Below are 11,970 nucleotides of genomic sequence, written 5' to 3'. Positions count from 1 at the left end.
TATCTTCGCAAGCACAATTGGAATCTTAGCTCAGCTGGTTTAGAGCGCTGCTTTGACAGAGCAGAGGTCATGGGTTCGAATCCCTTAGATTCCACTGATTTAGGCACAAAGTCGCTAGGATTTTGTGCCTTTTTTCATACGCTTTGGTTTTTGAGAAGAAAGATCACAAATAATTGTTTTTCAGATTTTTACTGAAAAATCACCTCCAATTTTACCATGGAAATCGAAAATTTGATTTACGTTTTTCATGGTAAATGCTTATTGCAAGATCAATCTCCGACACGAGCTTTTTCTTTAAAATGCATTTATAGGACAACTATACTGGAGCAAAAAACATCGGTCACCTGACATCCGTCATCGGACATCTAAATCACCACAACCCCTTTTCCCAGCATTTTGCGATCCAAGATCGCCTGCAAGGCTTCTGGTGCTTCTTCCAAAGAATAGGTCCTTCCGATATGCTGCTTGATCTTTCCTTCCTGAATCCAGGTAACGAGTTGGCGAATATTCTGGAAACTGGCTTTTGCCTCCACTTTAGAAAACTGTCCCCAAAAGACGCCCATAATTGAGCAGCCTTTGAGTAGCGGCAAGTTCATCGGAATTTGAGGAATTTCCCCATTGGCAAAGCCCACAATCAGGTAGCGCCCCTTCCAAGCCATGCCCCGGAGTGCCGGTTCGGTGAATTTTCCCCCAACCGGATCATAGACCACATCCACCCCTTTGCCATCGGTGAGCTCTTTGATGCGGGTTTTGAGATCTTCCGTTTCGTAGTTGATGGTGAGATCTGCACCTTTTTCCCTGCAGAGGGCAAGCTTCTCTTCTGAAGAAGCTGCTGCAATGACTTTGGCCCACATCAGTTTCCCTAGCTCCACTGCGGCTAAACCTACTCCACCTGCCGCCCCAAGTACGAGCAAAGTTTCTCCGCCCTGGAGATTTGCCCGATCCTTAAGCGCATGGTAAGAAGTCCCATAGGTGTAAAGTGTAGTCGCTGCCACTTCGGAAGAAAGACCGGGAGGCAAGGGAAACACCCGATCGATATCCACAGCGACCTTTTCCGCAAAGCCACCCCATCCACAAAGCGCCAAAACCGGCTGCCCGATTTGGAATCCCTGTACCTGATCGCCCAAACCGATGATTTTTCCCGCTACTTCTCCTCCCGGTGCAAATGGCAATTCCGGCTTAAACTGATACTTGTTTTGAATAATCAGCACATCGGGAAAATTGACCCCGCAAGCCTCCACCTCGATCAGGATTTGGTTTGGTGCAGGTATGGGATCAGGGATTTCCTTTACCGTTAATGTATCAGGAAGGCCAAATTGGGTACAGAGTAATGCTTTCATAGTTTTTGAATAGCCGCAAAGGGAAGAATGTGTTACTTATGACTTATAGTAAACCAATTTCTTTTTAATTTCGGTTATAATCAAAAATTCAAGAAATGACTCGGGAAAGCCTAATCCAAAAGACTCTTCAGCATTTGGCTCAATTACCAGATCAGAAAGTGAAAGAAGTCTCTGACTTTGCCGAGTTTTTATTATTCAAAATTGACAATCAGATCCTAACCGAAGGAATTCAAAAAATGGTATCTGAGTCCAAATCATTCGATTTTCTGGAAGAGGACGAGGAGATTTATTCTGAGGAAGACCTTAAAGAAAAGTACAAGTTAAGAAAGGCGATTTGATATTAATTCCATTTCCCTTTTCTGATTTGACGGGAGCTAAAAATCGACCTGCTCTAGTATTAATTTCCAATGAATTAGATGTAACCGTTTCTTTTATCACCTCTCAAATCAAATGGTCCTCAAACCATGACATCGTTTTATTCCCGTCTTTACTAAACGGCATAAAGGTGAAATCGCTCGTTAGACTTAGTAAAATGGCAACGGTAAGTAAAGACCTAATTTTGGGAAAGTTGGGGGAATTATCCCAAAAAGAGTTAAATGAAGTGGACAAAGGCTTGATTGATCTGTTCCATCTTAAGCCTTGAATTAATCTGATATTCAACTTAAACTTTTTCTCCTTAAGGATAAATCTTTGCGACCTCAGCGCCTTCGTGGCAAAAAAAGAAAATTCCTAGGCAAATCCTTCCGAAAGGAATAATTTTGAGGCCTTTAGAACTTAAACTTACCCAAATATGTCTGCCACTTCATTTATTGAAAAAAACAAAGACCGCTTCCTCAATGAGCTCTTGGATCTTCTTCGCATTCCTTCCGTGAGTGCCGATCCCAAATTCAAAAATGATGTCTTTGCGGCAGCTCAATTTGTCAAAGAATCTTTGGAAAAAGCCGGGGCCGATGTAGCCGAAATCTGCGAGACTCCGGGCTACCCGATCGTCTATGGGGAAAAAATCATTGATCCATCTCTCCCTACCGTATTGATCTACGGCCACTACGATGTGCAGCCGGCAGATCCGTATGAACTTTGGGATTCTCCCCCTTTCGAACCCGTCATCAAAAAAACTGCAATACATCCCGAAGGAGCCATTTTTGCCCGAGGATCTGCCGATGACAAAGGACAATTTTATATGCATGTCAAGGCTTTCGAAGCCATGATGGCATCCGGAGATCTGCCCTGCAATGTCAAATTTATGATCGAAGGGGAAGAAGAAGTGGGTTCTGACAACCTAGAGGGTTTTGTCCTAGCCAACAAGGAAAAGTTGAAGTCAGATGTCATTTTGATCTCGGATACCCACATGATCTCCATGAAAGACCCCTCCATTACAGTAGGCTTGAGAGGACTGACCTACATGGAAGTGGAAGTGACCGGTGCAAACAGAGATCTTCACTCGGGTACTTACGGAGGCGCCGTTGCCAACCCGATCAATGTACTATGCAAAATGATCGCCTCGCTCAAGGATGAAAATGAGCACATCACCATTCCCGGTTTTTATGACAAGGTCCAGGAATTGACCCAAGAGCAGCGTCAGCGACTGAATGAAGCGCCTTTTGACCTTGAAGAATACAAAGGCAAACTCGACATCGAGGATGTCCATGGGGAAAAAGGCTTCACTACCATCGAGCGAGTGGGCATCAGACCAACCCTCGATGTAAATGGCATCTGGGGTGGGTACACCGGAGAAGGCGCGAAGACCGTATTGCCTTCAAAGGCTTATGCAAAAATCTCGATGCGCCTCGTTCCGGATCAAAATTGGCATGAAATTGCCCAGCTTTTCGAAGCGCATTTCAAAGCCATCGCACCCAAATCCGTCAAAGTAAAAGTTAAAGCTCACCATGGTGGTGCTCCTGCAGTAGTGTCTGATTCATCGATCGGCTATCAGGCAGCGGAAGCAGCGATGGAGGAAACCTTTGGAAAAAGACCAATCCCAACCCGTGAAGGTGGCTCGATTCCGATTGTGGCTCTGTTCCAGAAAGAATTAGGAAGCGATCCGATTTTGTTTGGATTTGGCTTGGATACCGATGCCCTTCATTCTCCAAATGAGCATTACGGGGTGAAAAACTATTTCATCGGCATCGAGACCATAGCAGCGTTCTTCAAGCACTTCAGAATTCTCAGCGGAAAGTGATCAAAGTCGCCAAAAGCCCTTGGTCAAGGACTTAATTTCGAACCTGAAGACCTTATTCCCTGTTTGCCAGAGTAAATCATCACCTCACATGACCCCAAATTCTCAAAAGATCGGTAGGCTCCTGCTTCCGGTTTTTCTTTTGATCTCCTTCTTTGCCCAAGCTCAATTGGTGAAGCCTCCCAAGTGGACCTTTACTCTTGAGCCATCGACCTTGCAAGTAGGAGAAAATGCCACGGTGATCATGGAGGCGGAGATTCCCATGGGGTGGTATGTCTATTCCAATGATTTTGACAAGGATCTGGGACCACTTTTGACCGAATTCGTTCCTGCCGAATCAGGAAATTTTGCGATAGCCTCCAAGCTGGAAGCCATTAATCCCAAGAAGAAGTTTGACGAGGTTTGGGAAGGTGATGTGACCTATTTCATGGGAAAAGGGCGTTTTGAGCAGCCGATCACTATCAAAGTCACTTCCGGAACTATCAAAGGCTCTCTCGAATACCAAATGTGCTCTGACCTAACTGGGCAGTGCATCAATTACGAGCAGGATATAGAAATTGAGTTTATAGCTAAAGAAGGAGCTCCAAAGCCACAAGCATCCATTGAAGAAGCCGCTCCAACCAGTTTTGAAGAAAGTAAAGCAGATACAGCAATTATTTCTCAGGATTCGATAGCTACAGAAACTCCGTTTGCTTTGGCAGAAACCGATACAGAAGTCATTTCAGAGCCTCAAGACTTCACTGCCGAAGGCGAAACTGAATCACTTTGGGGCTTTATGGTCTTGGCTTTTTTGGCTGGATTAGCGGCTCTTTTGACTCCTTGTGTGTTTCCGATGATTCCGATGACGGTAAGCTTCTTTACCGGTCGATCCAAAAAACGATCCGAGGGAATCCGTCAGGCATTTATTTATGGGATATCCATCATTGCGATCTATACTGTGGCAGGTACCGCTGTTGCGGCAATTCAGGGTCCTGAGTTCGCCAATTGGTTAGCAACCCACTGGATTCCCAATCTCTTTTTCTTCGGCATCTTTATCTTCTTCGCCTTGGCCTTTTTGGGCATGTTTGAATTAACCTTGCCTTCCAGTTTGGTGAATAAAGTCGATGCAAAATCCGAACAAGGTGGATTGGCAGGTGTTTTCTTTATGGCCTTTACCTTGGTATTGGTATCCTTCTCCTGTACTGGGCCGATTGTAGGGTCGATTTTGATCTCATCGGCTGGTGGAGAATTAGTCAAGCCGGTTTTGGGCATGTTCTCTTTCGGATTGGCCTTTGCGATTCCGTTTACCTTGTTTGCGATTTTCCCTGAATGGATGCAAAGACTCCCAAAATCCGGCGGTTGGTTAAACTCCGTGAAAGTGGTTTTGGGTTTTTTGGAACTTGCCTTGGCATTCAAATTCCTCTCCATTGCCGACCTGGTGTACCATTGGGGCATTTTGGATCGGGATATTTTCCTCGTCATCTGGATTGTAATATTTGGGGCTTTGGGATTGTATTTATTGGGAAAAATCCGACTTCCGCACGATTCCAAGTTGGAATACATCAGTGTACCCAGACTGCTTTTAGCCTTGCTGACTTTCATGTTTGTGGTCTATATGATTCCGGGTCTTTTCGGAGCTCCACTCAAATACCTCAGTGGCTATTTGCCTCCTTTGACCACCCAGCAGTTTAAAATTGGAGAAGTCGGAAGCACTTCCACTACTTCTCCCAAATCAGTGAAGTATGGAGACATCCTTCACATTCCCTTTGGAATCGAAGGGTATTTCGAATACGAGGAGGCTTTGGCTGCTGCAAAAAAAGCAGGAAAGCCACTCTTGATTGACTTCACTGGACATGGCTGTGTGAATTGCCGAAAGATGGAAGAAAATGTCTGGTCGGATCCGCAGGTTTTGGCTCGGCTGAAAAATGATTTTGTGATGGTCGCACTCTACATCGACGAGCGACTGGAACTTCCGGAAAGCGAGTGGTACACCTCGAGCTATGATGGCAAAGTGAAAAAAACACTGGGCAAGCAAAACGCGGATTTCCAGATCACCCGATTCAACAACAATGCCCAGCCGTATTATGTGATTCTAGATCATAATGAACAGCTTTTGGCTAAGCCGAGGGGATACAATACAGATATCGGTGCTTTTGTGGAGTTTTTGGATGGGGCGAAGAAAATATTCAATAAGCAATGATCAATTTTCAATGTTCAAAAGAGGAAAATCCTTGAGTATTTAAAATTGAGTTTGTCCCGATAGCTATCGGGATGATCATTGAAAAAGCCTCGAATCAAAAGGAAAGTCTTCCTGACCGACAATTTGGATCGCTGGGAAATCCGGATGTTGCGGATTGATCAAAAAGTTAAAATCACCCGGAACCACGGCTGAAGGTACTTTCAGAACGCAGTTTTTGCGTTCAGCTACAAATGCATCGCCAATCTGCTGTGTCTCCAAAACATGCGGAAAACTGCTCCAATTGGAAGGTAAAGTTTCTTTGGAAAGGATTGAGATAGAAAGATAACTAGGGATCTCAATCTCCACCCTCACATAATCTTTTGGCAAAATGGATAAGGAAAGGTGAACCGCCACTTCAGCCATGGCCAAAGCCCTACTGTCTGCACAATAAATCAGCTCAGTTCCTTTGGAATTCCATCGGTTGCCACAAAGAGCCGCCCCCTTTCCGGACAGTTCTATTCCATACTTTTTCCGAATCAGTCGAAAAACCCGCATCAGACAAATACGCCTTGATCGATCCTGTGAAGCTCATTGACCACCAATTCTTTGCCGTAGGAATTCCGCAACAGCTCAATCGGACGTCGATTACCGAGGGCATGGCTATTGGAATTAAGCCATGAAGCAAAATCCACCCCTGAATCAAATACCTCCAAACCCACCGCAGTCACTTCCATCAGCTCAATGATTTTCTCTGAGTGAATGGATCGAAAAATATAATCGGATTCCTTCTTATACCGCTGTAACGATTTGAGAGATATGTCCAAGAAATCAGACCATTCTTGATCTGAAAAAGGGGTCATCTCTTTGATGGCCATAAAAAGCGAGGTCGGAATCCCCTGTCGGATCACATCAATCACCATCATCCGATCTGAAAAAAAACGGGTCAACGGAACCCCTTTCAAGGTAGGGTAACGAGAATAACGAGGAAGGCTGGTGACATAGGTCGCTATCTCCTCTGCCACCATATTGATGTGTTGAAAATCAGAATCACTCATGTCTCAGAAATTTGTCTTTAAAATTACGACATTTTTCCAAAAAAGTTTCCCGATTACCTGATTTTTTCTACAATCCCTAAAAATCAACCTTCAATAATCCGGTTTTTAACAGCTTTTTGGACAGCCTCCATTTTGTTGTGGACTTGAAGTTTGGCGTAAATATTCTCGATATGCTTGCGGACGGTTTTGGGTGAAATGAATAGGTTTTCACCAATTTGGTTGTAATTGAGCCCTTTGGAGGTTTGTTCCAGAATTTCAATTTCTCTTGCTGTCAAATTGATTTCTTCTTTGGCCTCTTCAAAATTGGGTGGATTACGAAGGAGCTTCAAGGCCTTCATTGCGATCGAAGGCGTCATCGCTGCCCCTCCCTCCAATGTATCCAAAATGCCCCGATGGAGAGTAGGTGGATCCACCTCTTTCAAAAAATACCCATTTGCCCCAGCTTGGATCGCTTTGAAAATATTCTCGTCGTTATCAAAAACGGTGAGCATAATGATTTTAATCTGAGGGTACTTTTGAGTCACTTTTCCAACAGCTTCGATTCCATTCATTTTGGGCATTTCGATATCCATCAAAATCAACTGAACATTGGAATCCTCTTCCAGCTTTTTAAGCAGCTCCTCACCATTCATCGCCCAAAACTTGACCTCCAAGTCCTCAAATAGGGCAAGCTTATCCCGGACCGCTTTCAGCAAAAAGCTGTTATCTTCAGCAATTGCAATTTTTATTTTCATCTTTTCATCAGTTTAACCGACACTTACTAGTGTACCTGAACCTGGCTGAGTCTCCACTTTCAATTCCTTTCCTATTCGCTCTGCCCGACTTCGCATGGTACTCATTCCATTACCTTCCAGACTGTGCTCATCAAAGCCTTTTCCATTATCCATTACGGAAAGACTGATTTGGTTTTCACCGTTTTGAGCAATGAAAATTTCTATTCTCTCAGCCTCAGCATATTTAATTGCATTGTTAAGCGCTTCCTGTGCGATTCGATAAAGGTTGATTCCTTCCAGAGAATTTAACTGAATTTGTGTATCCAAACCCTCATCCATTTTAAGTTCAAAGTTTACCTGGGGACAAAAATCCTTCGCCTTTTGGATCAATCCAGCAAGTCTCAACTGAAGATCCTCCAGGGAGATGGCATCTTTATTCATCGCCCAAATGGTATCCCGAAGTTCATTGACTGTTTCCACCGTAAAATCTGAGATCTGATCGATCTTTTTCCCTAAAACTTCCTTGCCAAAATCAGCAAACTTCAAGTGATTGAGCGAAGAGACAATAAAAGTCAACTGTGCACCAATATTGTCATGCAGCTCAGCAGCTATGCGGTTTCGCTGATCATTGAGCCGTTTTTGAGTTTCCTGCTCCGCAAAAACAGCCTGAAGCTTGGCTTCCTGTTCCAGATGTCTGTTTTTGTTTTTCTGCCGGTAATAAATGAAAAAAGAGGTGCCAAGAACTATCAAAAATCCTAATAAAAGAATCAAAAGAAGGACATTTCTTGACTTGGACTTCACTTCCTCCTCTGCCAAGGCGGCCCGGGATTCGGCCAATTCTCTTTCTTTGGCTTCCACCTCATAAAGGGTTTGAATCTCCCCAATCATCCGCACCCGGTCTTCTTTAAAAATCGAATCTTTAAGCTCAGAATATCTTTCCAAATAAGAAATCGCCTGCTTTAAATCCCCTTTTTTCTGCTGAAAACGGAATTGATCATACAAATAATCCCGTAGCTTCTCTCTGGATTCAGAGAGAACCACATACTTGTACGTAGAATCCATGAGCGTTTCAGCTTTGGAAAAATCGCCTATGTTGTACGCAATTGTCGCTAGATTATTGTAATTCGAGGCGATCTTGTACTTATCCCCTGACTTGGTGTTGTAGTAAAGGGAAATATCAATCCACTTCTTGGCTTCAATAAATTTCCCCTGTTTGAGCAGGGTATTTCCGATATTATTGAAGGTGTTGGTAAAGGAGGAACTGTCCATCTGGGGGTAGAGATCCAGCACCTGATAGTGGTAATAGAGAGCGGAATCCGGCTGATTCCAATCGTCAAAATTAATCCCAACAGCGTTAAGCGTAAAAGCCTTGACCTGAGGACTTGGGTCAGAGTACTCACCCAAAATTTCCAATCCCTTTTTGGAAAACTCGACTCCTTTGTCATACTGCTCCATGTCATGGTATACGATGGAAATATCGGCATAGGAATAGGCCATCCGATTGGAGTCTCCTACAGCCCTGGCGCTTTCCAAAGCTTTTTGTCCATAGAGCATGGCCTTCTCCCAATCTCCGAGAATGGACTCCAAATAGGTCAAATTGTTGTATGCCCGAATAAAATAATAGGAATCCTCTTCCAGTTTTAGCAGCTCCAAAGCCTTGAGGTTAGACTTAACCGCTTCTCTTCTTTCGCCTTTTGTTCTTTGATATCGCCCCAAAAAATAGAAATACAGACCAGAATCTCTCTGAGTGGGTAGTTGGATGAGTTTTTCTTCGAAAATTAGCCTTGCAGAATCCTTTTGACTCAAGGCAGCCTCCAATCTCTTGGAAATATCCTGAGAATAAGAAGAGAAAAAAGAAGGAAGTAAAAGCAAAGCAAGGAAAATACGTCGCAGCATATCACTCATTCCGGAAAGAAATGAAGATAAAAAAACGGCTTTCCTCTCCAAAGAAAAAAGCCGTAAAGAATTAGAATTCGCCCCTTTAGTAAATCTCTTCCAGGATCTGCGCCAACCTCACACTGGCTGCAATGAGTCTTTCTTCAGCGATAGAATAATTCTCATACATGTATTGATAGCTGATCCGCTTGTTTTCAGGAAGATTGTATACCATCGGACGATAGCTGACAGCCTCCTTCAGCCAGTCTTCCATGCTCGCCGAACGGTACTTTGATTTCATTTCAGGAGTCAATCTACGATAGAGTTCTTCTCCGATTTCGGAATAGCTCATTCCCTGCCGCTCGATCATTCCACTGTCCCAAAGCGCATGGAGATTGGTGGGCTGACCAAAAAACTCAATTTTTACGTCATTCCCTCCACGGTCTTCTCCAGTACCGACATGCAGGGGCTGATGAATGTCTTCCACCATATGGATCAGCATTTTGAGCTTTTCTGCCTCCGTTTTTGGGTCCAGTCCCCCTTTTTTCAATTCCTCTTTCAGCCTTTGGATCGCTTCAAATGCATCTCCGTCTTTCTCCTGAATCTCGGGGTCGTATTCCCCATTTTTACTGGTCAGGTAGTGCCAAGTAGTCGCATAGTCATAGGCTCGATCAGAGCGGATTTCATCCATCCAAGTCCCGCTTCTGCCCAAAGACATCGGGTAGAGAACTTTTTCTACCTTTTTGAGTGTGGATCTTTTCATTTGCTTCTCAGCCATGAGACCGATCAAATAATGACCCAATTGTCCCCAGGCAAAAGCCTGAGAACCGGCCAAAACCATGACCATAGTTAGAATTGCTGTTATTCTTGTTTTCATAGGGAATTAAAAAAGCGAAGATATCTCCTCGCCTTCAATTTGGGATTAGTTCTAGTTTATCAATATGCTAACTCGGAAACAGCAAGCCAAGCCATCAAGCCTGCGCCGATTTCCAAAGCGTCTTCTTCAATATCAAAGGTGGGCGTATGAACTCCGGAAACGATGCCCTTTTCCTCATTTCGGGTACCCAGTCTATAGAAGCAGCCGTCGATTTCCTGTGAGAAAAAGGCAAAATCCTCCGCTGCCATCCAAATATCCAAATCGAGGACATTTTCCTCTCCAAGAAATTCTCTGGCAGCATCCATTGACCTTAAAGTAAGCTCTGGATCATTTTTGAGAAAAGGATAGCCTTTTCTGATCTCAAAATCCAACTTTCCTCCCATGCCTTCGACAATGCCATGAGCGATTTGCAGCATTTTTTGATGAGCTTTTGCCCTCCACTCCTCATCCAGGGTACGGAAAGTCCCTTGGATTTTCACTTCATTTGGAATCACATTGGTAGCGCCCAAGCCTTCTATTCGTCCAAAAGAAAGTACAGAGGGAATCTTTGGATTGGCTACCCGACTGACAATCTGCTGCAAAGCCACAATTAAGTGAGAGGAGATCAGCACCGGGTCAATAAACGTCTCCGGCATCGCTCCATGACCACCTTTACCGCTCACTGTGATGTAGATTTCATCTGTACTTGCCATGTACAAACCTGGGCGGAATCCCACTTTCCCAGCAGGAATAAAAGGCATGACATGCTGTCCGATGATCGAAGCAGGTCGTGGGTTTTCGAGCACTTTATCCTTAATCATCAAAGATGCTCCTCCGGGAACCAACTCTTCACCTGGCTGAAAAATTAGCTTGATTGTCCCCTCGAATTGATCTTTTACTTCATTTAGAATTTTGGCTGCTCCCAAAAGAGATGCAGTATGTGCATCGTGACCACAGGCATGCATTACCCCCAGATTTTGGGATTTGTAGGGAACATCATTGGCCTCCACAATAGGGAGCGCGTCCATATCTGCCCGAAGAGCCACTACTTTTTTGTCTGGATTTTTACCCTTGATCAGTGCTGCCCAGCCTGTATTGGCCTTGGACTCCACTTCCGTTATTCCTATTTCTCCCAGTCTTTTTTTGACAAAAGCCGCCGTCTCAAATTCCTGAAATGAGAGTTCAGGATGAGCATGCAAATGCCTTCTTGTAGAAATAATTTCCTCCTTGTAGGCTTTTGCCAAAGATTTAATTCTGTCTTTCAGCATTCGAGTCTGTTGTAGGCGAGACGTATTCTTTTCTCTGGAATCTATCCTGGATAATTCGTGCGGTAGGGAAAGAGCCCTTGATTTGGGAAAACACTTTTTGCGCCTCAAACTTGTAAGCGTACCGGCCGATTTTCAGTAAATACCTAGGCTGCTGGTATTGCATTTCGGCTTTGATATCCGGAAAATAAGTATTGAGGTCCTCCTGAGTCTTGAACGCCTGATCCCGGTTTACTCCGGAATAAACCAGAACCGTGTAGCCGCTGAAATAGAGCTCAGATTTGTTCTTTTCGAATCCTTTCTTTTGAAGTTCCAGCAACTGATTGTCAACAGCCTGAACAGAGATTTCCATCTCCTCACTCTTTTGGTTGCTCAGCTTTTCTTCAAAATCTTCGTACTCAGTCAAGGTCATGGAAAGATCTTCTTGGTAGTTGGCATAAACATCTGCCCCGGAGGTATTACCCGTCTGGGAAGACTTACAGCCCACCATGACTAAAATAACCAAGAAGATTCCCCAATTGATTTTCATGAG

At 44.1% G+C, this 11,970-nt stretch carries 12 protein-coding genes and 1 tRNA gene; 5 read left to right on the top strand and 8 right to left on the bottom strand.

Features of this window, described 5'->3' with window-relative positions; genetic code table 11:
* Window positions 1-19 precede the first annotated feature (19 nt).
* Window positions 20-94 (top strand) — tRNA-Val (locus tag AAA942_RS11025).
* A gap of 271 nt (window positions 95-365) precedes the next feature.
* Here AAA942_RS11025 and AAA942_RS11020 read toward each other — a convergent pair.
* Window positions 366-1,340, bottom strand: coding sequence for an NADPH:quinone oxidoreductase family protein (locus tag AAA942_RS11020; RefSeq protein WP_338220325.1), 975 nt, complete (start codon window positions 1,338-1,340; stop codon window positions 366-368).
* Window positions 1,341-1,435: 95 nt separating this feature from the next.
* Here AAA942_RS11020 and AAA942_RS11015 point away from each other — a divergent pair, with 95 nt between their 5' ends.
* From AAA942_RS11015 to AAA942_RS11000, 4 genes are all read left to right on the top strand, one after another.
* Entirely contained in the window at window positions 1,436-1,678 is a 243-nt protein-coding gene (locus AAA942_RS11015) for a hypothetical protein (protein ID WP_338220324.1), read from the top strand.
* Window positions 1,675-1,983 carry a type II toxin-antitoxin system PemK/MazF family toxin gene (locus tag AAA942_RS11010; protein WP_338220323.1) on the top strand — a complete coding sequence of 103 codons (309 nt, stop codon included), beginning with the start codon at window positions 1,675-1,677 and terminating at the stop codon, window positions 1,981-1,983. The genes AAA942_RS11015 and AAA942_RS11010 overlap by 4 nt, the downstream gene beginning before the upstream one ends.
* Window positions 1,984-2,130: 147 nt before the next feature.
* Window positions 2,131-3,519 carry a dipeptidase gene (locus AAA942_RS11005; protein WP_338220322.1) on the top strand — a complete coding sequence of 463 codons (1,389 nt, stop codon included), beginning with the start codon at window positions 2,131-2,133 and terminating at the stop codon, window positions 3,517-3,519.
* An 88-nt stretch (window positions 3,520-3,607) separates the two neighbouring features.
* Window positions 3,608-5,695 carry a protein-disulfide reductase DsbD family protein gene (locus AAA942_RS11000; protein ID WP_338220321.1) on the top strand — a complete coding sequence of 696 codons (2,088 nt, stop codon included), beginning with the start codon at window positions 3,608-3,610 and terminating at the stop codon, window positions 5,693-5,695.
* 75 nt (window positions 5,696-5,770) lie between these two features.
* On the opposite strand, the gene AAA942_RS10995 is transcribed toward AAA942_RS11000, so the two are convergent.
* From AAA942_RS10995 to AAA942_RS10965, 7 genes are all read right to left on the bottom strand, one after another.
* Window positions 5,771-6,229 carry an RES family NAD+ phosphorylase gene (locus tag AAA942_RS10995; RefSeq protein ID WP_338220320.1) on the bottom strand — a complete coding sequence of 153 codons (459 nt, stop codon included), beginning with the start codon at window positions 6,227-6,229 and terminating at the stop codon, window positions 5,771-5,773.
* The gene (parS, locus tag AAA942_RS10990) at window positions 6,229-6,729 is read right to left on the bottom strand and encodes a type II RES/Xre toxin-antitoxin system antitoxin (RefSeq protein ID WP_338220319.1); all 501 of its coding nucleotides are present in this window, start codon (window positions 6,727-6,729) and stop codon (window positions 6,229-6,231) included. The genes AAA942_RS10995 and parS overlap by 1 nt, the downstream gene beginning before the upstream one ends.
* An 83-nt stretch (window positions 6,730-6,812) precedes the next feature.
* Window positions 6,813-7,463, bottom strand: a complete 651-nt coding sequence (locus AAA942_RS10985) for a response regulator transcription factor (RefSeq protein WP_338220318.1) — start codon at window positions 7,461-7,463, stop codon at window positions 6,813-6,815.
* 12 nt (window positions 7,464-7,475) lie between these two features.
* The gene (locus AAA942_RS10980; protein ID WP_338220317.1) at window positions 7,476-9,347 is read right to left on the bottom strand and encodes a tetratricopeptide repeat-containing sensor histidine kinase; all 1,872 of its coding nucleotides are present in this window, start codon (window positions 9,345-9,347) and stop codon (window positions 7,476-7,478) included.
* Between the two features lie 76 nt (window positions 9,348-9,423).
* Window positions 9,424-10,194, bottom strand: coding sequence for a S1/P1 nuclease (locus AAA942_RS10975; protein WP_338220316.1), 771 nt, complete (start codon window positions 10,192-10,194; stop codon window positions 9,424-9,426).
* A gap of 59 nt (window positions 10,195-10,253) precedes the next feature.
* Complete coding sequence (locus tag AAA942_RS10970; RefSeq protein WP_338220315.1) at window positions 10,254-11,441, bottom strand: M20 metallopeptidase family protein; 1,188 nt, start codon at window positions 11,439-11,441, stop codon at window positions 10,254-10,256.
* Window positions 11,422-11,967, bottom strand: coding sequence for a hypothetical protein (locus AAA942_RS10965; RefSeq protein WP_338220314.1), 546 nt, complete (start codon window positions 11,965-11,967; stop codon window positions 11,422-11,424). The genes AAA942_RS10970 and AAA942_RS10965 overlap by 20 nt, the downstream gene beginning before the upstream one ends.
* Window positions 11,968-11,970: the final 3 nt, after the last annotated feature.

Source organism: Algoriphagus sp. oki45, from assembly GCF_036245605.1.
In the GTDB taxonomy this organism is placed as follows: Bacteria; Bacteroidota; Bacteroidia; order Cytophagales; family Cyclobacteriaceae; genus Algoriphagus.
Note: the sequence above shows the minus strand (reverse complement) of the source record. Positions and strands in the feature narration are given on the sequence as shown.